Origin of the sequence: Streptococcus parasanguinis, assembly GCF_901875555.1 — a bacterium.
GTDB classification, from domain to species: Bacteria; Bacillota; Bacilli; order Lactobacillales; family Streptococcaceae; genus Streptococcus; species Streptococcus parasanguinis_H.
In genome coordinates this window covers 138,067-157,455 of record NZ_CABFMD010000031.1, presented here as the reverse complement: position 1 = coordinate 157,455, position 19,389 = coordinate 138,067, and the positions used below count along the sequence as shown (strand labels likewise).

The following is a 19,389-nucleotide window of genomic DNA, read 5'->3' as shown; positions in this document are numbered from 1 at the left end:
CTCCTTATTCATCTAATTCACTCAAATATTCATAACGATCGTACTTCTCAAGCAGTCGCTCATTTTCCTGATCCAGTTCTTTTTGAAGGGCTGACAATTTGCCAAAATCAGAACCGTTTTCATTCATTTCCATTTCAATCTCTGCGATCCGATTTTCAATCGCTTCGATATCTGCTTCAATGCTCGCCCACTCCTGCTTTTCCATGTAGCTCATGCGCTTCTTCTCTTCTTTTGGCTTAACAGGTTTCTCTTTTTCAACCCTTTGACTGGTTGCTGCTTGCGCTGTTTCAAAGGCTTTTTCATCCAGGTAATCCGTATAATTTCCAAAGAACTCACGAATGCCCCCATTTTCAAAAGCGAGGATTTTACTAGCGACCTTATCTAGGAAATAGCGGTCGTGGCTAACGGTAATGACGGGTCCACCAAAGTTTTGAAGGAAGTTTTCCAAAACCGTCAGGGTTGCGATATCCAAGTCATTGGTCGGCTCATCGAGGAGAAGCACATTGGGTTTTTCAATCAGGAGTTTCAAGAGAAATAGACGTTTTTTCTCCCCACCGGAGAGTTTTTCAATCAAGGTTCCGTGCATCGAGCGTGGGAAGAGAAATTGCTCCAAGAGATCCGCGATAGAGGTGGTTCCGACAGTTGTCTTCACTTCCTCAGCCACTTCCTGCAAGAAATTAATCACGCGCTTGCTCTCATCCAAGCCATCAATCTGTTGAGAGAAATAAGCCACGCGCACAGTTTCACCAATAATGACTTGCCCACTCTGAGGCTGGAGTTGCCCAGCGATGAGATTTAAAAGAGTGGATTTCCCGACGCCATTATCCCCGACGATCCCGATGCGATCCTTGTTTTGTACCAAGAGGTTAAAGTCCTGTAAAATCGGCTTGTTTTCAAAAGCAAAACTCACATCTTTAAACTCGATCACTTTCTTTCCGATCCGACTGGTCTCAAAGTTCATCTCCAAATCCGTCTGACTACTTTGACCAGACAAGTCTTGCTTGAGATCATGGAAACGATTGATCCGCGCCTGTTGCTTGGTCGCACGCGCCTGGGGCTGACGACGCATCCAGGTCAACTCCTGCTTATAGAGTTGCTGCTTCTTATGAAGAAGGGCCGCATCACGCTCATCTTGCTCAGCCTTTAAGCGGACATAATCCTGGTAATTGCCTTGGTACTCAATCAAACAAGCTCGATCCAACTCAAAGATCCGCGTCGAGATATTATCCAAGAAATAACGATCGTGGGTAATGAAGAGCACAGTTTTCTTAGAGTTTTTCAAGAAATTGGTCAACCATTCGATGGTATCAATGTCTAGGTGGTTGGTTGGCTCATCTAGTAAAAGCAGGTCATGGTGAGACAGCAAGACCTGAGCCAGCTGTACCCGACGACGCAAGCCACCAGATAGATCCCCAACTTGAGCATTCAGATCTTCAATTCCAAGTTTTGACAGGACGGTCTTGACCTGACTCTCAATTTCCCAGGCATTGAGCGAGTCCATCTCCGCTATGACTTTTTCAAGACGAGCTTGGTTTTCCTCTTGGTAATTGGCCATCAAAAGCTCATAGTCTCGAATCAGCTGCATCTCCCGCAAATCACTGGACAATACTGTATCCAACACCGTCTTTTGATCATCAAAATCAGGCTCTTGAGTTAGATAACCAATCGTATAATCACTCTTTACAGAAAAAGGACTAACATCCCCGTCAAAGCCAGAGCGACCGGACAAGACATCTAACAGAGTGGTTTTTCCGGTTCCATTGACCCCGATCAATCCGATCCGATCCAAGTCGTGAATGATAAAGGAAATCTCACGAAAGACGGTCTTATCTCCGACAGATTTGGTTAATTTATCGACAATAAAATCGCTCATTTTCCCTCCTCTTTTGCTTGTTGGATATAGGCGATGATGGCCTTTTTTTCATTGGCCAGTTTCCCATCGACAATAGCATATTCGATCTTTGTCAAAATCTCACCTAAAGCAGGACCTGGTTGAAAGCCGTATTCTTTGATCAGCATACCGCCATTGACAACAACCTCGTGCTTATCATGAATGGTCAAGCTATCATAGACACGCTCGATGGCCAGATAATCCACACTCAAGGCATATGCTTCCCGGAGCTCTTCAGCTACTAGCAACAAATGCTTATCGAACTTGTAACATGCACGCTTGTCTAGACTCCCTTTTTCTCGGAGTTTAAGAATCTCCACGATCTGCTCCACCGTCTTGGCAAACTCTCTAGAGGTCTTCCATTTTTTAAAGAATTTTGGAATATCTTGAATCTCAAGCGCTAAGATCAGAGCTGCCCAGGCTTGCTCAGAAGTTGAAAAAGTAAATTCCAGCTCTAAGTCAAACAAACGCTCGATCGCTTCTTTGCGATCCTTCATCTCTGGCAGATAGCGATAGGCTCCACTTGCCAGCATAGCCTCCAAGCCTTGTCTCCAGTATGGTGAAAGCAAGAGCTTATCAAACTCGATGAAGGTACGCTCTACTGAAATCTTCTCTAATAGGGGAGCACACTCCTTCATAGCGTCAAAGGTTGCCTCTTCTAATTCAAAGCCAAGACTGGCCTGAAAACGAAAGCCTCGCATGATCCGGAGCGAATCTTCATTAAACCGTTCATGAGGAATTCCAACCGCCCGAAGAACTTTGTTTTCCAAGTCTTCTAACCCATGAAAGAGGTCGACAATCTCTCCTCTTTCATTTAAGGCAAAGGCATTAACCGTAAAATCACGACGCTTGAGGTCTTCTTCCAGTGAGCGTACAAAAGACACGGAACTCGGACGACGATAATCTACATAGACATCCTCCGTCCGGAAGGTCGTAATTTCATATTCTTGCCCATTTTCGAGGACCAAGACGGTCCCATGTTCGATACCGACATCTACTGTACGATCAAAAATCGCCTTGGTCTCTTCTGGATAAGAGGAGGAAGCAATATCGACATCGTGAATCGGACGGTCCAAAAGGGCATCTCGGACAGATCCCCCAACAAAATAGGCCTCAAAACCAGCTGCTTTAATCTTCTCTAATATTGGTAAAGCCTCCTGAAACTCAGAAGGCATCTTTTCTAATCTCATAGTAAGTGTTCCAAACCATAAACAAGCTCATGACGCTTGACAACTTCTTTAATTCCTAGATTTACTCCTGTCATGAAGGAAACACGATCATAGGAATCATGACGGAGAGTCAAGCCTTCGCCTTGGCTACCAAAAATCACCTCTTGGTGAGCCACTAGGCCAGGCAAGCGAACCGAATGGATGCGCATTCCTTCAAAATTAGCCCCTCTTGCTCCAGGCATTAACTCTTCTTCATCTACTGCGCCTTGCTGAATTTTCTCGCGCTTCTCTGAGATCAGCTCAGCTGTCTTAATCGCTGTTCCACTCGGTGCATCTTTTTTCTTATCGTGGTGCAATTCGATGATTTCCACATTTGGGAAATACTTGGCTGCTTGCGCTGCAAATTGCATCAAGAGCACGGCTCCGATGGCAAAGTTTGGCGCGATCAAGCCACCCAAGCCCTTTTCGCGAGAAAGCTCTGTCAATTCTTGAATCTGCTCAGGGGTAAAGCCAGTCGTTCCCACAACAGGCGCAAAGCCACTTTCAATTGCAAAGCGAGTATTTTCATAAGCCACCTTTGGCATGGTAAAGTCGACCCAAACATCCGCTTCTAGACCCACAAGATCTTCTTTGCGGTTAAAGACAGGAACGCCTGCGACATCTGTCTCTTCTGCGAATGGATCAATCAAGGCTGCCAACTCCAGCTCAGGATCTCCTGACACCATCTGATAGGCTGCTTGACCCATTCTTCCTTTAAAACCTGCAATAATGACTTTAATCGACATAGATTTCTCCTTAAATGACGGGAATGTACCCAACTGCTATACTATGGTCTCCAAGGTGAGTCCCGATAACACCACCAAAAGTCGCAAACGGAATCTCGCCTTCCACACCATCAGCCACCAACAGTTGGCGAAGCGCTTCGGCTTTTTCAGGTACATTGGCATGGATGATAAAGACTTGGAAATGCCCTCCCGTAATCCCTTCATCAACGATTTCCACCAAGCGCTTGATCGCTTTCTTTTCCGTACGGACTTTTTCAAAAACTTCGATGACCCCTTGGTCATTAAAGTAAAGGATCGGCTTGATGCTCAAGAGATTGCCAATGATGGCAGCACCATTTGAGAGACGGCCCCCTTTGACCAAGTGGTCCAAATCGTCCACCATGATAAAGGCGCCAGTTCCATCGATTTGCGTCTGCACATGTGCGACAATCTCGTCAAACGAACGACCCTCACCGGCCCATTTCAAGCAATTTTCAGCCATCATGCCTAAAGGAGCACTAGTGATTTTTGAATCCGGAAATTCAACCGTGAGGCCTTCAAATTCATCCTTCAAATACTGGATATTTTGGTAGAAGCCAGAAATTCCTGATGACAAGAAGAGACCAATGGCATGCGTATACCCTTTGGCTGTCAATCCAGCTAAGATTTCTTCTAGCTCAGCTACACTAGGCTGGCTCGTCTTAGGCAATTCCTTTGAGGCAGCCATCTTTTGGTAGAACTCCGCTTCCGTCAAGTTCTTCCCTTCTACATAAGATTCCCCATCGATATAGATCGGGATCTCTAAAATAAATAAGTCGTCGTGATGGATCACATCCTGCGGTAAATAGGCAGATGAATCCGTGATCACTGCTAATTTCATCGATTAAAACTCCAAATTAATCCCTGGTAAATCAAGGGCGATTTCTGTGACTTCATAGGTCAAACGGTTGAGCATATTCAAGCAAGGGCGAGCCAATTCTTCCACTTCATCTTTGCTGAATTCGCTTGGTTCATTAACATAACGACCAAATAAGTGGTTGATTTGAGTGATGGTTCCACTAATCACAAAACCGTCAAATACAATCATGTAGCTCAAAATCACAATCAAAGAAGTTGTGTTTTGTTCTTGATCACGATTGATCAATTGAAAGTTTACATCCACCTTTGTTTCTGGAATGCCATTTTCTTTTTCCCATTCAAAATTACGAGCGTCATAGTGGTATTGGCTGACAAATTCTTTTTCACGTTGAATATCCATTTTTATTCTCCTAAAAATATGCGTTATGCTTATTATACCATAATTCAGATCAAGATACCATTTCAGGATGATGTCAGTTTTGAGGATAGAAAAAAGAAAAGGCCGGGTGACCGACCTTTATAAACAAAGAATACCTAGTTCCGCTCGACCAAAGCCTGACGTTGCTTATTTAGCTCATTATCCTTTTGTACATCGTAATATCTGTCAAACTCATCCTTGGTATTCACTTGACGCATCTGACCATATTTACTTAATGCTGCCGGAATCGTAATTCCTTCATAAAGATTCGTATTAGCGGGAACAAAGAGTTGGTACAAGTCGATAAACTGTTGGACATTGCCATAGACTCTATTATTTTCAATTTTAGAATCTATCAGAATATAAAACTGAGAGTCCTTTTTACTTAGTAATTGATAGGCTTTTGGATCTTTTGTTTCCAGTACACTATTTTTTAATACATTTATTTTAAAAGATAGCATATTTTGATTTGCAAGGTCAAGCCCAGTTGTCGTACTAAGATTATCTGTAGATTCGGAAATTCTATCTTTTAATTTACCTAAATCCACAAAAATGTCTTTATGACTGTTATACTGCACTTTTGTATCTTCACACTCTATTTTCTTTGTCTCTAGATTTAACCAAAGATATTTACTAATAGTTTTTTCTTCAGTAGTTAGATAAGATTTGATAGGTAGATAATCTTTCCCATCTTTTTCTATAATCGCTTCAATTTCTACTGGCTTATAAGCCTTATTATATTTTTTTACAAAACGATAAAGGTCTAGATCTTCTTTTTGTAAGGTGTGATCTTGTATTTTATAGATTGAAAGTTTGAAATAACCTTCTGAATCATCTTTTGGAAAAGACATTGTTGGTATATTCTTTAATTTTTTTATATTCTGACGAATAATATAGCGTTCATTAGATGCCCCATGCACACCTAAATAATTTTCGCTTATTTCTGGATTGTACTTGGCAAATAGCTTATCTTCTTCTGGTGTTAGAGACTTCCAGTGTACTACAACTCCTCGTCCATCATCCAAGAATTTATAAGAGTCGATTTCCCACTGACCTGTATAGTAATCATAGTTCTCGTATTTATCACGTTCTTGCTTAGCTTTTTCTTGTTGCTGGTGGTGTTGATAAGTCGATACACTAAAAATTGTAACTACAATGGCTAGAACTAATGAACCAGTAATGATTATTTTCTTTTTCATTTATTTTTTTCCTTCCCAACTAAGATTCTAATAAATTGCGAAAAATTTTTAGAAGGCTACTCGTCAAAAAGTTCTCCTCCTACACGAAGTGGACTACCGCTACCAATTCCTTCGATTAAATCTTTCTCGCCATTTTTACCGTCTTTCAAATAGACCAAAACACTCCAACTTGAATTTTGGAAATGATTAAATCCTCCATAGACTCGAAGGACTTGACCGCCACTCTGAGGTGTGCCATTCCCTATTTCTTCCCATTGTGTTTCATTCCAGGCGATCTGAACAGATTCAACTTTAGGACTTTGAGATTTTACAAAATCTTCGATTTCTTTTCCATGTTTCTTTACCTTTTCTAACTGTTGTCCTTTGCTGCTGACATACTTTGTTAGATGACTATGAGTTGAAAACAAATTTGGATGTTGTAAGCCGATGATTGTCCCTCCTGATAGGATCATGACTATTATTCCCACAATAAGGTATTTTTTCTTTTTTCGCATGGACCCTCCAAGATAAAATGCTCTCTACTATCATATCGAAATCTATAGAGATAAGCAACTTCATCACTAGTTGGTGTTTTTGGGCAATAAAAAAGGTTGGGAGTCCCCAACCTTTTAGATAGGTTTAGTTTTTAGGTTTGCGAAGCAATCCGAATAAGATACCACTTACGACTGCACCGATCAATACGAAGACGAGGTAAAGAAGAGGGTTAGAAGTAAGGGCGATAACGAAGATTCCTCCGTGAGGAGCCATCAGTTTCAAGCCTGCGAGTCCAACAAGGGCACCTGTCAAAGCTGAACCTGCGATAAAGCTTGGAATGGCACGAGCTGGGTCAGCTGCACCAAATGGAATGGCACCTTCTGTGATGAAGGAAAGACCCATGATAATGTTTGTCAAACCTGAATCGCGTTCTTCTTCAGTAAATTTATCTTTGAACAAGACTGTTGCTACAAAGACTGCCAATGGAGGAACCATACCAGCTGCCATAACGGCCGCCATAACGGTTGAACCACCACTTGTAAGGGCTGAAGCTGTCAACGTACTTGTACCGAATACATAAGCTGCTTTGTTAACTGGTCCACCCATATCGACAGCCATCATACCACCGACAAGAAGACCAAGAAGAACTGCCGAGCTACCTGACAAGCTAGTCAAGAAGTTGTTCAAAGATGTATTGATCGCTGACATTGGAATGTTGATAAGGAACATCAAGAATCCTGTCAAACCAACACCAAGTAATGGCAAGAGAAGGATCGAGCGGATACCATCGAGCGAGCGTGGAAGACCGGCAAGGGCTTTGCGAAGCACGAGAACGACTCCACCTGCAAGGAAACCACCTACCAAAGCTCCAAGGAAACCAGATGATACAGCTGCTGGTAATTTACCGTTTGCAGCACCGAAAGCAATATTTCCAAAGGCTGTACCTGAGCTAGCAATGGATCCAGCAACAAAACCTGCTACAAAACCTGGTTTTTCAGCAATGGAGAATCCGATGTAACCTGCAAGTACAGGAAGCATGAATCCAAAGGCCACTCCACCGATTGTCTTAAATTGAGCTGCTAATTCATGGTATGAACCAAGTTGAGACAATTGACTTTGAGGTACTCCAAGAATTTGGTCAATCAAGAAAGCAAGGGCGATCAAGATCCCACCACCGATAACGAATGGAAGCATTTGAGAAACCCCACTCATCAAGTGTTTGTAGAAAGCTCCACCCAAGCTCAATTTTTCTTGGCTTGCGCTAGCTTCTGCCGCATTTTCTGCGTGGAAGACATCTGCTTTGCCATCCAAGATCGTTTGGATCAATTCTTCGGTTTGACGGATACCGGCTGCGACTGGTTTAGAGATCAATTTTTTGCCGTCAAAACGAGCTGTTTCAACTGCCTTATCTGCAGCAATGATCACTCCTTCAGCTTTGGCGATTTCTTCAGCGGTCAAGCGGTTGCCGACACCGGATGCACCGTTGGTTTCAACGCGAACTGTAACACCCATTTCTTCCCCTTTTTTGATGAGGGCTTCTTCTGCCATGTAGGTATGGGCGATACCAGTTGTACATGCCGTAACGGCAACAATGAGAGGTTTGTCAGAAGATACGGCTTCTTTGGCTGCTTCGGCTTTTTTCGCTTCTTCAACGACAGCTTCTTGCTCTTCTGCATCAAAAGTTGCGATCACTTCATCTGGGTTGCTTGCTTGGCGAAGTTTGTCCGCAAATCCTGGTTTCATCAGGTATTTAGACAATTCAGCAAGGGCTGCCAAGTGAGTGTCATTGGCTCCTTCTGGAGCTGCGATCATGAAGAACAAGTCTGTTGGTTGACCATCAAGTGATGCGTAATCCACACCCTTGTTTGATTTTGCAAACAAGACCGTTGCTTCTTTGACTGCTTCGTTTTTGCTGTGAGGCATAGCGATCCCTTCACCCAAACCGGTTGAAGTTTGTGCTTCACGGTTCATGATACCAGTTTTAAAAGTCTCAAAATCTGTCACCACACCATTGTCAACGAGCGATTGGACCATTTCATTGATCACGCCCTCTTTATCTGTTGCTTGAAGATCAAACAACATTACGTTTTTATTTAAAACGTCTTGAATTTTCATAGTTTTTCTACCTCTACTTTTTCATAAGTTTCTTTAATAAAGTCGGCTGTCGCCAAGTCATCTGAGAAGGTGGTCGCTGTTCCACAAGCCACTCCCCACTTGAAGGCTTCGATGACATCACCCGTCGTTGCGAGTTTGCCGGTAAAGCCTGCCACCATGGAGTCACCTGCTCCGACTGAGTTCTTGACTTGACCCTTGATTGGCTTAGCAAAGTAGGTACCACTTGGACTGACAAGAAGAGCTCCATCACCAGCCATGGAAATGATGACGTTTTGTGCCCCTTTGGCCAAAATTTCTTTGGCATAGCGTTCAATTTCTGGCAATTCCGTCAAGGTCACTCCAAAAATAGCTCCCAATTCATGGTTATTTGGTTTGACCAACTGGGGATTGAACTCCAAAGAATCAATCAAGGTTTGCCCTTCAAAGTCACAAACGACTTGCGCACCTGTCGCACGAGTTGCTGCGATCAATTGTTTGTAAACAGCATTCCCAAGTGAAGATGGGGCAGAGCCAGCAAAGACCACCACATCATCTGCTGTTAAGCTCGATAGAATGCTGATCAGTTCTTGCAACTGCGCTTCCGTCACTTCTGGACCATTGCCATTGATCTCGGTTTCCTCATCGGCTTTGATCTTGACATTGATCCGTGTGTCTTGGTCCACGGTCACAAAGTTGGTTGAAATGGCTTCGCTAGTCAGTACATCTTCGATGAAACGTCCAGTGAAACCACCGATAAATCCAGTCGCTGTGTTCTCGATAGCGAGACGTTTCAAGACACGACTGACATTGATTCCCTTACCACCGGCAAATTTATCTTCCGAAGCCATCCGGTTGACAGCCCCTGTCTCTACATGATCGAGACGGACAATATAGTCAATGGCAGGATTCAGTGTTACTGTATAAATCAAACCTCTATAACCTCCGTTTTTTCTTTTAAAACCTTTAATCGTTGCGGTTCACATTGATTGGTAATGATCATGGCTCGCTTGATCGGAGCCACTTTGACAAAGGATGTCACCCCAATTTTTGAATCATCCGCTAGGATATAGGTTTTTTTTGCATTTTCGATAATCGCACGCTTGACAGATCCTTCTTCTAGGTCTGGAGTGCTGTAAAATTCATCATCGATTCCATTCATTCCAAGAAAGGCCTTGTCAAAGTTCAACTGACCGATCTGATTGAGCGCGATCCCTCCGATACTAGCATCAGTGGAAGATTTAACTTTGCCACCGATGATCACTGTCGGAACATTGCGCTCGACCAGCTTGGTTGCGTGGTGAATCGAGTTGGTCACCACCGTTACCGTTGGATTAACAATTTCTTGCACCAGTAATTCATTGGTCGTCCCAGCATCGATAAAGATCACATCATGATCTTGGATCATCTCTGCTGCTTTTACCGCAATCTTTGACTTAACTTGAATGTTTTTGATAGATTTTTCTTTATTGCTTTCTTCCTCTTGAAGAAAATGCAGGCTTTCCGCACCACCGTGAACCCGGCGAAGTTTGCTTTCCGCTTCTAATTCATCCAAGTCACGTCGAACGGTTGATTCAGACGTTCCCAGTTCTTGTACAAGAGTTTCCAAGGAAATAAACTTATCCTTCAATACCTTCTCGAGGATGAATTGTTTTCGTTCAGACTTAAGCATTTCTCCTCCTTTTGCAATCGATTACAGAGACTATTATACTCCATCTCCAAAAAATGTCAACACTTTTTTATCATTTTCTATCACTTTCTTTCAAAAATTCTAAGAGTCTACAAAAAAAGAGCAGGAAAGAACTCATTTTGTTAAGCGAGTTCTTTTCCCACCCTCATAAATCTTCTTTGAAGAGTTTAAGCAATAAAGTGTCTAAGCATCCACTCTATCTTCGTACGTCTTAATCGTTTTTTGTAGATTGTTTCTTTTTCTTGAAACCAAACAATCCGGCAAGTAGCCCAACGGCAACACCTGTTGTTGCTGCTGCATATTTGGAGGAATCAGATCCAGCCACAGCTTGGCTGTTTTCTTTTTTCGGTTTGATTTCTTCTACTTTGGCTTCTTGTTTTGGAGCTGGGGTAGCTTTTGGTGCTTGCACTTGCGGACTATTGGTACTTGTTGGAAGAACGGTTGGCGTATCCGAGAAAGTTGTTGGATTGCTTGAGCGGATATCCATTGGCATATCTGCTGCTTCCAAAACAGCTGGATCCATTCGTGACGCTAGATCTTCATATTGAGAATTCAACAGTTCCACGACACTTTGATAAGATTGAAGAGTAGTGAATTCGGCTTCTAATTTTTCTTTTTTATTTTCTAAATTAGCCACCGCAGCTGATAAAACTGATTGGGCTTTGACCAATAATTCTGGAGCATTTTTAAAGTCAGAAAGACGTTTTTCAGCAGCAATCAAGCGTTCTTGTGCTGCCTTCAAGCCCACATGCGCTTCTTGAACGACTTGGGCTTTTTCTGCTTCTTCTGCTTTTAAAAGATCTAATTTCTCACGCGCAGCTGCTAACAAATCTTTGGCTTTTTGAAGCGCTGCTTCTTTTGGTTGGATAGCTGCTTCAATCCGACCTCGAGATACATCAAGAGTCGCTTTTGCTTTTTCAACTGCATGGTCCTTGCTGACAAGAAGAATTTTGTAGTTTTGGATGGTCTTTTGCACATTGGCCATCTCTACTTCCACATTTGAATTAGTATGACGGGCATCTTCTAATTTGCCTTGCAAGATAATGATTTGTGACTCTTGATTGGCCTTGTCCAGCTTGAGGTTAGCGACTTCATCAGATTTTGCTTTCACATCTGATCTTGTCGTTGTAGCACCAGCTCCCTGACGCAATTGGTAAGCAAGTGCATTGGTTGACACTGCTGAGGTAACTGGACTGTGTAAGAAAGCCGCTTCTGACATGGCATTACTTGGATCATAAGCCACTGATAAAGCCGTTGCTTTGTTGTCCACCATTTGGAGGTAATGACCAACCTTGGCAAAGGCCTCAGCCCCAATCTTCATATAGATGTCGTTGGCATCGATTTGAGTTTCGTCTGTTGGTAGACCATATTGAGCCGCCACCTCTTGGTAAGCCGCTTTTTCATTGTACCAAAAGTCTACTGCACCAGCAGGTGAGAAGCCATAAGCAATATTTTCGTTTGGCAAATACTTAAACATATGCCAGTTGGCTTTTTTGAAGTATTCCAACTGTACTTGACTGGCAGGAAGGGAATATAGATCCAGCTCCAATTCAGGCAAGCCTGCATTGCGACGATAGCTATTAATGGCATCTGCGATTTCAAGGGCTCGAAGATTGGCTTGCAAGGATCCAGACTCTCCAACCGTCAAGCCGTCTTCTTCACGCCCACGTTTATAGAGAGCTAATGCGCTTGCTGCAGCTTCATTGCCATTGTCTGCTAAGTGTTGCAAGTAGCCTTCGTAGGTCGCTTGGCTCAACTGAACCGGGCTATTGGCCGCGGCTTGTTCTAAGGCTGCCAATTCTGCTTCCTTGGTTGCGATGACCGCTTTCAAATCTGTCAAACGTGTTTGAGCCAGTTGAATGTCACTCTCAATTTGAACTACTGTATCTGAGCCAGTTTGCTGACTAGCTTGCAAGGTTGCGAGGTAATTCTGAGATTCTCGGATACTTTGCTCGACTTGGCTTTGCTCCAACAAGGCTTGGTTTAGCACATTCTCATCATTAGAAATTGGCGCTTTGGCTTGATTTAATTCATTTTGTGCTACATCGACCAAAGATTCCTGAGCAGTAACCTGATTTTCCTGTTGACGGACAGTCTCTACAACTTGATCGTGTGCAGCTTCTGCTTCTCGAACCTTATTTTCTTCGATGGTCACATAGGCTTGCGCCACCTTGACATCATTTTCTGCTTTCTGAACTTGTGCATTTGAAGTCGTTGCGATCAGGTTTTCCGCCTCCGTCACTTCTGCTTTCTTTTCTTCCAGTTCTTGTCCAGCCGCCTTGACTTCCGTTTGAGCATCGATCACTTTTTGCTCTTGGTAGTGGACATCTTTCACCACTTGCCCTTTTTGAGCTGTAATTTGCTTCAATTCATCAACTGTAATTGGTTTTTCGACGACTTCCGTACTATTGGTTTCTGCATTTTCATTTTGCTTCACCTCTTCCGCACTAGCCTTTTGATGAAACATACCAGATAGGACTGTTGTTGCAGCAATCCCAGTAGTGAAAACCGATTTTCCTAATTTCTTAACCATTAAACTCACCCCCAAAACTGAATCATTTTCTTAAAGTTTCTCTACCCCTTAGCATACCACATTTTGTTACCAATAACTAGTAGGTTTAAAAAGTTTTTTTCATAAATTTTTGGGGCAAAAGAAAAACAGCTAAGGCTGTTAGTCTTCTTGTTTAATTTGTTCCAACATCTTCTCTTCTTCTACTGTCAATTCATAGTTTTCTAGCAGGTCAGGGCGACGCTCCAAGGTCTTTTTCAAACTCTGATAGAGGCGCCACTGACGGATATTTTCATGATGACCACTCATGAGAACATCAGGAACTGTCATTCCTCTGTATTCATAAGGCCGTGTGTATTGAGGGTATTCTAGAAGACCAGAGGAGAAACTGTCATCCTGGTGACTGGACTCTTTTCCAATCACTTCTGGAATCAAACGAACCGTCGCATCGATCATGGTCATAGCAGCAAGTTCCCCACCTGTCAAGACATAATCCCCCAGTGAAATCTCATCCGTTACCAAGGTCTTGATCCGCTCGTCGTAGCCCTCATAGTGACCGCAGATAAAGATCAATTCTTCTTCCTGAGCCAATTCTTCTGCATAAGGTTGGTCAAAGGTCCGACCGGCAGGATCCAACAAAATCACGCGCGGATTCTTTTTTTCGATGGCATCAAAGGCATCGAAGATTGGCTGAGCGCGTAAGAGCATCCCCTGCCCGCCACCATAGGGCTCATCGTCCACGTGTCGCGCCTTCTCTGCATTTTCACGGAAATTATGGTAGTTGATCTCGAGAAGTCCCTTTTCACGCGCCTTTCCGACAATCGAATGCTCCAAAGGCGAAAACATCTCTGGAAAGAGGGTTAAAATATCAATCTTCATCGTCTAACCCTTCTAAAATGTCTACATCCACTCGATTTCCTGGAATATCAATATTGAGAACCACTGGTGGGATATAGGGCAATAGCAGATCACGTTTGCCTTTGCGCTTCACCACCCAGACATCATTGGCACCTGGTTGCAGGATTTCCTTGATCTGACCGATCAGCTGGTCATTTTCATAAACATCAAGACCGATGATCTCATGGTAATAAAACTCGCCATCCTCCAAATCCGTTAAGTCTTCTTCCGCAACCTTGAGGCTAAAGCCTTTGAATTTCTCGATGGCATTGATATGGTACATATCCTTAAACTTGATGATGTCGAAGTTCTTGTGCTTGCGGTGACTGGCAATGGTCACCGTTTGGACAAAACGATCCTTCTCATCAAAGAGAGCCAACTCAGCTCCTTTTTTAAAACGCTCTTCCGCAAAGTCTGTCACAGACAATACCCGCATTTCTCCTTGTAAGCCTTGGGTATTGACAATTTTCCCAACATTAAAGTAATTCATGATTTCTCCAGTGTAGTTTATTCACTCTATTTTATCACGTTCAAGGGATTTTCTCAAATGCTCTTTTCTGCTAGAAACTGCTCCAAATCCTGCTCGTGCTGGTATTTGACAGCCGCTGTTTTATCCTTTTCAAAGATGGTTTTAGTGAGGTCGATGTCATTGATAGCTGCGATGGCGACTGTATAGTGAATGATATCAGCTAGTTCTTTGGCCAATTCCTCATTTGAGTCCTGAACCCCTTCTTTTCGTCCAGAACGACCATTTAAGACCTCGGCAACTTCCCCAACCTCTTCGACGAGCTTGATAAACAGACCTTCTTCCGTACGACTGCCTTTGTAATGTTCTTTTAAATAGGCTTGTAATTGCTGAATGGTCACTTCTTTCATAGCTTCTCCTTGTTACAAAAAAACGGGACAGAGTCCCGCTTTTTATTTTTCGTCAATAACGATTCTTACTTTTTTATCTTCAGTTGGGACAGAGTAGACAATCGTTCTTATCGCAGAAATGGTGCGACCTTTTCGACCGATTACACGACCAACATCGCTAGGATCAAGGTCAAGGTGGTACTCTAAAAATTCAGGAGTATCTTCGATCTTGATGGTTAAGGCATCCGGTTGTGAAATCAAGGGTTTCACAATTGCAATAATGAGATTTTCAATCGTATCCATACATCAACCTACTTAAAAAATTATTTTGAGAATTTAGAATCGTGGAATTTCTTCATCACACCAGCTTTTGAAAGGATGTTGCGAACTGTATCTGAAGGTTGAGCTCCATCAGCCAACCATGCAAGAACGCGATCTTCTTTCAAAGTTACTTGGTTTTCAGCAACAAGTGGATTGTATGTTCCAACTGTTTCGATGAAACGTCCGTCACGTGGTGAACGTGAATCTGCAACGTTGATACGGTAGTAAGGTTTTTTCTTAGAACCCATACGAGTCAAACGAATTTTAACTGCCATTTTTATAAGTCTCTTTTCTATATTTTAATTTTCGGTGAAATAGACAAGCTATTTAGCACATGATCTATTATAACACATTTCATCAACCTGTCAAGAAAAAAACTTGACACTCTTAAAAAATTTTTATTTAAGCAGTAAATCAGCGATTTCTTGATAGGTGCTAACTTCATAAGTTGGCACTACTTGGCTAGTATTTTCCTTGTGATCTGGATTATACCAAACGGTAGCAATCCCAGAAGCATGGCCTCCTGCGATATCCGCTGTCAAGGAATCACCGATCATGAGAGTCTCTTCCTTACTAAAACCTGGAATCAGTTGACCAACTTTGTCAAAGAAGTCCGGATCCGGCTTTTGGGTCTGCAACTGCTCAGAGATAAAGACTTCTTTGAAATAAGAAGCAATTGTAGAATGAGCAAAGCGTCCTTCTTGAATGGCGGTCACTCCATTCGTTGCCGCATAGAGCTGGTAACCTGCTTCTTCAAGTTGTTCCAGTAAGTCCTCCACCCCTGGGAAAGACTGCCCTTGAAGACTGATGTAATCTTGGTAGCGGAGAGCCATCTCAGCCCCATCAACCGTGATCCCAAAGTGAGCAAACCCAATCGCAAACCGACTATCCACGAGTTCTTGCTTGGTCAACTTCTTTTGCTCCAAGTCCTTCCAGAGGCCTTGGTTCATGGGTTTGTAGTAATCTTTAAAGGCCTGTATATCTGGAAAATTCATGTCTTCTAACATCTGCGTCAAGGCTGTTTCTTCAGCAGTTTCAAAATCCAACAAGGTATGGTCTAAATCAAAAAGTAAAAATTTATAAGCCATTACAAACGATCCTTCAATTTTTCTACAAATAAATAAGCTGCTGGGCAGGTGAGGGTATTTTTGATGGTCAGATGGTTGATCTGATAAATCTTCTTGCGATCGGTGTGGGGAAATTCTCGACAAGCCTTGGGACGCACGTCGTAGATGGAGCAAAGATTATCTCCACCAAGAAAAGGACAAGGCATGGACTTAAAAACCTTATCCCCATCTTCATCCACTTGAAGAAATTCTGCCTCAAATGCCGGAAGTTTCATCTTGAAATATTTGGCGATGCGCGTGATATCCGCTTCCTTAAAATCAGGACCTAGGGTCTTACAGCAGTTGGCACAAGCTGTACAATCGATTTCTTGGAAAACCTCGTCATGGATTTCTTGAGCAATTTTATCTAAATTCTTAGGTGGCTTCTTCTTGAGATTCGCCAATACCTTGCGGTGCTCCTTTTGCTTTTGGAGAGCTAACTGATGGTATTTTTCAATATCAATTTCCTGTGTCATCCTCTATTTCCTCTTCTAAACAATAGAAAGATTATACCATAAAGACAGTAAAAAAAGATAGATCGAGCGATCTATCTCATAAAGTAGACGAGCATTTTTAAAGTAGAATAGTTAAAGTGCCTCAAAAAAATGCATCCTCATTTTGTAGAATGAATCAAGAAAATATCAAAACGATTATTCTTCATCCATTGATAATACAGAGAGGAAGGCTTCCTGTGGTACTTCTACAGATCCGATGGCTTTCATCCGTTTCTTACCGGCTTTTTGTTTTTCAAGAAGCTTGCGTTTCCGTGAGACGTCCCCTCCATAACACTTGGCCAAGACGTTCTTACGAAGGGCCTTGATATCTGTACGGGCCACGATCTTATGACCGATAGCTGCTTGGATGGGCACTTCAAACTGTTGACGGGGGATAATCTTCTTGAGCTTCTCAACAATCAACTTACCGCGTTCATAGGCAAAATCCTTGTGGACGATAAAACTGAGGGCGTCGACAGTATCGCCATTGAGGAGGATATCCATCTTAACCAATTTAGATGGACGGTATTCAGACAATTCATAGTCAAAGCTGGCATAGCCACGCGTAGACGACTTGAGCTTATCAAAGAAATCAAAGACAATTTCCGCCAGTGGGATTTGATAAATGACATTGACCCGATTTTCATCAATGTAATCCATCGTCACAAAGTCCCCACGTTTGCGTTGGGCCAATTCCATGACAGCTCCGACGAACTCTTGTGGCACCATGATTTGAGCCTTGACATAAGGTTCTTCGATCGAAGCGATCTTGGTTGGATCTGGGAACTCAGATGGGTTTGAGACATCCAGTGCTTCTCCATCTGTCAAATTAACCTTGTAGATAACAGATGGTGCTGTCATGATGAGATCAATATTGAACTCACGCTCCAAGCGCTCTTGGATCACATCCATATGAAGGAGACCTAAGAAACCACAACGGAAACCAAAACCAAGGGCTTGAGATGTTTCAGGCTCAAATTGAAGACTAGCGTCATTCAATTGCAACTTCTCCAAAGCTTCCCGAAGATCGTTGTATTTGTTTGATTCGATTGGATAAAGACCTGCAAAGACCATTGGATTCATTTGTTTGTATCCATGAAGAGGCTCAGCTGCTGGATTGGTCGCTAAGGTGACGGTGTCCCCAACACGGGTATCTGCTACTGTCTTGATTGAGGCAGCAATGTAGCCAACATCACCCGTCGCAAGGAAATCACGGTTAACCGCTTTTGGCGTAAAAATTCCGACCTCTGTCACATCAAAAGTCTTGCCGTTACTCATGAGCTGAATGGCATCACCTGGTTTGACCATACCATTGACCACTCGTACTTGAAGGATCACTCCACGATAGGCATCATAAACCGAGTCAAAGATTAAGGCTTGAAGGGGCGCTTCAACATCCCCAGTCGGAGCTGGAACTTTCTCTACGATCTGCTCCAAAATCTCTTCAATCCCGATCCCTGCCTTGGCAGAGGCGAGAACTGCTTCACTAGCATCTAACCCAATCACATCCTCAATTTCTTTGCGGACATGCTCCGGATCGGCAGCTGGCAAGTCAATTTTATTGATGACTGGAAGGATTTCCAAATCATTATCCAGCGCTAAGTAGACATTGGCTAGGGTCTGAGCTTCAATCCCTTGAGCCGCATCCACTACGAGAATAGCCCCCTCACAGGCAGCAAGTGAGCGAGAAACTTCATAGGTAAAGTCCACGTGTCCCGGTGTGTCGATCAAGTGGAAGATATAGGTTTCCCCATCTTTAGCGGTGTAGTTCAACTCGATAGCATTCAGTTTAATGGTAATCCCACGTTCCCGCTCCAAGTCCATGCTATCCAAGAGCTGAGCTTGCATCTCGCGGCTAGATACCGTTTCGGTTTTCTCTAAAATTCGATCGGCCAAAGTTGACTTTCCGTGGTCAATATGAGCGATAATCGAGAAGTTCCGAATCTTCTCTTGTCGTTTTTTTAATTCTTCAAAATTTGGCATAATCATCTTCCTAGTAAATTTAATCGTACTCTTCATTATAACAAAAAAGATAGGCCTTTGCCTATCTTAATCCATTATTTTCAAAAATCGCTTCTGCGTTTTATTTCCCTCATAGCCTATTCGTTTGTAAAAGACATGGGCTTCTTTTCGATGAGATCCAGAATTTAAACGGATAAAAGCATAATGCCTGCTTTTGGCAAGTTCTTCAACTCGCTCCATCAATTGGCGACCGATCCCATGTCCTTGAGCAGAAGGGAAAACCGCTAAACCTAAAATATTTAGACCGGCATCACTATAGAGGCTTTCATAAGCTTCTGCTTCGACATAACCAAGAATATGGCCTGTTTGGTCCTCTTCGTAAACAAAACAAAAGTGACCCGAATCTGGCTGATTAAATTTATCGATCTGAGTTGCTACTTTCTCAAGGGTCGAATCATACCCCAATGCTTGGTGACACAAATCTCTAATTTGAGGGGCATCTTTGACTTGAACAGTACGAATCATACCACAACCTCCATGAAATCTTTGATTTTATCTTAGAACTTTTTCCTCAAAAAGTAAAGGGAAATTAAATAAAATTTCAATTAAAAATCCGATTTATATCAAATCAATCTTTTTTCACATTTATCAGGGATTTCTATTTACTTTTTCGATTTAATTCATTATAATA

20 protein-coding genes are annotated in these 19,389 nt (G+C 42.7%); all 20 read right to left on the bottom strand.

Features of this window, described 5'->3' with window-relative positions:
* Nucleotides 1–4: 4 nt before the first annotated feature.
* Nucleotides 5–1,873: an ABC-F family ATP-binding cassette domain-containing protein gene (locus JX304_RS06985; RefSeq protein ID WP_205011848.1), complete on the bottom strand. Its 1,869-nt coding sequence runs from the start codon at nt 1,871–1,873 to the stop codon at nt 5–7.
* Complete coding sequence (locus JX304_RS06980; protein WP_205011847.1) at nt 1,870–3,081, bottom strand: CCA tRNA nucleotidyltransferase; 1,212 nt, start codon at nt 3,079–3,081, stop codon at nt 1,870–1,872. Before JX304_RS06980 ends, JX304_RS06985 begins: the two co-directional genes overlap by 4 nt.
* Complete coding sequence (gene dapB / locus JX304_RS06975) at nt 3,078–3,845, bottom strand: 4-hydroxy-tetrahydrodipicolinate reductase (RefSeq protein ID WP_205011846.1); 768 nt, start codon at nt 3,843–3,845, stop codon at nt 3,078–3,080. Before dapB ends, JX304_RS06980 begins: the two co-directional genes overlap by 4 nt.
* A 10-nt stretch (nt 3,846–3,855) precedes the next feature.
* Nucleotides 3,856–4,704 (bottom strand): DegV family protein, encoded by an 849-nt coding sequence (locus JX304_RS06970; RefSeq protein ID WP_187539915.1) that lies wholly within the window; start codon nt 4,702–4,704, stop codon nt 3,856–3,858.
* Between the two features lie 3 nt (nt 4,705–4,707).
* Nucleotides 4,708–5,082 (bottom strand): DUF1149 family protein, encoded by a 375-nt coding sequence (locus tag JX304_RS06965; protein ID WP_003001888.1) that lies wholly within the window; start codon nt 5,080–5,082, stop codon nt 4,708–4,710.
* Nucleotides 5,083–5,216: 134 nt separating this feature from the next.
* Entirely contained in the window at nt 5,217–6,299 is a 1,083-nt protein-coding gene (locus tag JX304_RS06960; protein ID WP_205011845.1) for a hypothetical protein, read from the bottom strand.
* Between the two features lie 56 nt (nt 6,300–6,355).
* The gene (locus tag JX304_RS06955; RefSeq protein ID WP_205011844.1) at nt 6,356–6,793 is read right to left on the bottom strand and encodes a hypothetical protein; all 438 of its coding nucleotides are present in this window, start codon (nt 6,791–6,793) and stop codon (nt 6,356–6,358) included.
* A 124-nt stretch (nt 6,794–6,917) separates the two neighbouring features.
* Nucleotides 6,918–8,888, bottom strand: coding sequence for a PTS fructose transporter subunit IIABC (locus JX304_RS06950; RefSeq protein WP_205011843.1), 1,971 nt, complete (start codon nt 8,886–8,888; stop codon nt 6,918–6,920).
* Nucleotides 8,885–9,796, bottom strand: coding sequence for a 1-phosphofructokinase (gene pfkB, locus JX304_RS06945; RefSeq protein ID WP_205011842.1), 912 nt, complete (start codon nt 9,794–9,796; stop codon nt 8,885–8,887). The genes JX304_RS06950 and pfkB overlap by 4 nt, the downstream gene beginning before the upstream one ends.
* Nucleotides 9,793–10,536: a DeoR/GlpR family DNA-binding transcription regulator gene (locus tag JX304_RS06940; protein ID WP_205011841.1), complete on the bottom strand. Its 744-nt coding sequence runs from the start codon at nt 10,534–10,536 to the stop codon at nt 9,793–9,795. The genes pfkB and JX304_RS06940 overlap by 4 nt, the downstream gene beginning before the upstream one ends.
* Nucleotides 10,537–10,765: 229 nt before the next feature.
* Nucleotides 10,766–13,087, bottom strand: coding sequence for a CAP domain-containing protein (locus JX304_RS06935; RefSeq protein WP_205011840.1), 2,322 nt, complete (start codon nt 13,085–13,087; stop codon nt 10,766–10,768).
* Between the two features lie 138 nt (nt 13,088–13,225).
* Nucleotides 13,226–13,942 carry a tRNA (guanosine(37)-N1)-methyltransferase TrmD gene (gene trmD, locus JX304_RS06930; RefSeq protein WP_205011839.1) on the bottom strand — a complete coding sequence of 239 codons (717 nt, stop codon included), beginning with the start codon at nt 13,940–13,942 and terminating at the stop codon, nt 13,226–13,228.
* The gene (gene rimM / locus JX304_RS06925) at nt 13,932–14,450 is read right to left on the bottom strand and encodes a ribosome maturation factor RimM (protein WP_014713408.1); all 519 of its coding nucleotides are present in this window, start codon (nt 14,448–14,450) and stop codon (nt 13,932–13,934) included. The genes trmD and rimM overlap by 11 nt, the downstream gene beginning before the upstream one ends.
* A gap of 53 nt (nt 14,451–14,503) precedes the next feature.
* A complete protein-coding gene (locus JX304_RS06920) occupies nt 14,504–14,836 on the bottom strand; it encodes a MazG nucleotide pyrophosphohydrolase domain-containing protein (protein WP_205011838.1) in 333 nt (110 codons plus the stop codon).
* 42 nt (nt 14,837–14,878) lie between these two features.
* Nucleotides 14,879–15,118 carry an RNA-binding protein KphA gene (gene kphA, locus JX304_RS06915; protein WP_003001620.1) on the bottom strand — a complete coding sequence of 80 codons (240 nt, stop codon included), beginning with the start codon at nt 15,116–15,118 and terminating at the stop codon, nt 14,879–14,881.
* 20 nt (nt 15,119–15,138) lie between these two features.
* On the bottom strand, nt 15,139–15,411 hold the full coding sequence (gene rpsP / locus JX304_RS06910; RefSeq protein ID WP_205011837.1) for a 30S ribosomal protein S16: 273 nt from the start codon (nt 15,409–15,411) through the stop codon (nt 15,139–15,141).
* Between the two features lie 123 nt (nt 15,412–15,534).
* Nucleotides 15,535–16,224: a YjjG family noncanonical pyrimidine nucleotidase gene (locus tag JX304_RS06905; protein WP_205011836.1), complete on the bottom strand. Its 690-nt coding sequence runs from the start codon at nt 16,222–16,224 to the stop codon at nt 15,535–15,537.
* Entirely contained in the window at nt 16,224–16,718 is a 495-nt protein-coding gene (locus JX304_RS06900) for a YkgJ family cysteine cluster protein (protein ID WP_003001664.1), read from the bottom strand. The genes JX304_RS06905 and JX304_RS06900 overlap by 1 nt, the downstream gene beginning before the upstream one ends.
* A gap of 174 nt (nt 16,719–16,892) precedes the next feature.
* Nucleotides 16,893–18,719 carry a translation elongation factor 4 gene (lepA, locus tag JX304_RS06895; protein ID WP_205011835.1) on the bottom strand — a complete coding sequence of 609 codons (1,827 nt, stop codon included), beginning with the start codon at nt 18,717–18,719 and terminating at the stop codon, nt 16,893–16,895.
* 66 nt (nt 18,720–18,785) lie between these two features.
* Entirely contained in the window at nt 18,786–19,223 is a 438-nt protein-coding gene (locus tag JX304_RS06890) for a GNAT family N-acetyltransferase (RefSeq protein ID WP_205011834.1), read from the bottom strand.
* Between the last annotated feature and the right edge of the window lie 166 nt (nt 19,224–19,389).

Coding starts and splice junctions, on each gene's coding strand:
- dapB (WP_205011846.1), bottom strand. CDS start 3,845: ATGTCGATTAAAGTCATTATTGCAGGTTTTAAAGGAAGAATGGGTCAA.
- JX304_RS06955 (WP_205011844.1), bottom strand. CDS start 6,793: ATGCGAAAAAAGAAAAAATACCTTATTGTGGGAATAATAGTCATGATC.
- JX304_RS06950 (WP_205011843.1), bottom strand. CDS start 8,888: ATGAAAATTCAAGACGTTTTAAATAAAAACGTAATGTTGTTTGATCTT.
- JX304_RS06935 (WP_205011840.1), bottom strand. CDS start 13,087: ATGGTTAAGAAATTAGGAAAATCGGTTTTCACTACTGGGATTGCTGCA.
- JX304_RS06900 (WP_003001664.1), bottom strand. CDS start 16,718: ATGACACAGGAAATTGATATTGAAAAATACCATCAGTTAGCTCTCCAA.
- JX304_RS06920 (WP_205011838.1), bottom strand. CDS start 14,836: ATGAAAGAAGTGACCATTCAGCAATTACAAGCCTATTTAAAAGAACAT.
- JX304_RS06905 (WP_205011836.1), bottom strand. CDS start 16,224: ATGGCTTATAAATTTTTACTTTTTGATTTAGACCATACCTTGTTGGAT.
- JX304_RS06890 (WP_205011834.1), bottom strand. CDS start 19,223: ATGATTCGTACTGTTCAAGTCAAAGATGCCCCTCAAATTAGAGATTTG.
- kphA (WP_003001620.1), bottom strand. CDS start 15,118: ATGGATACGATTGAAAATCTCATTATTGCAATTGTGAAACCCTTGATT.
- JX304_RS06960 (WP_205011845.1), bottom strand. CDS start 6,299: ATGAAAAAGAAAATAATCATTACTGGTTCATTAGTTCTAGCCATTGTA.
- JX304_RS06965 (WP_003001888.1), bottom strand. CDS start 5,082: ATGGATATTCAACGTGAAAAAGAATTTGTCAGCCAATACCACTATGAC.
- JX304_RS06985 (WP_205011848.1), bottom strand. CDS start 1,873: ATGAGCGATTTTATTGTCGATAAATTAACCAAATCTGTCGGAGATAAG.
- JX304_RS06940 (WP_205011841.1), bottom strand. CDS start 10,536: ATGCTTAAGTCTGAACGAAAACAATTCATCCTCGAGAAGGTATTGAAG.
- rpsP (WP_205011837.1), bottom strand. CDS start 15,411: ATGGCAGTTAAAATTCGTTTGACTCGTATGGGTTCTAAGAAAAAACCT.
- trmD (WP_205011839.1), bottom strand. CDS start 13,942: ATGAAGATTGATATTTTAACCCTCTTTCCAGAGATGTTTTCGCCTTTG.
- JX304_RS06980 (WP_205011847.1), bottom strand. CDS start 3,081: ATGAGATTAGAAAAGATGCCTTCTGAGTTTCAGGAGGCTTTACCAATA.
- JX304_RS06970 (WP_187539915.1), bottom strand. CDS start 4,704: ATGAAATTAGCAGTGATCACGGATTCATCTGCCTATTTACCGCAGGAT.
- rimM (WP_014713408.1), bottom strand. CDS start 14,450: ATGAATTACTTTAATGTTGGGAAAATTGTCAATACCCAAGGCTTACAA.
- lepA (WP_205011835.1), bottom strand. CDS start 18,719: ATGCCAAATTTTGAAGAATTAAAAAAACGACAAGAGAAGATTCGGAAC.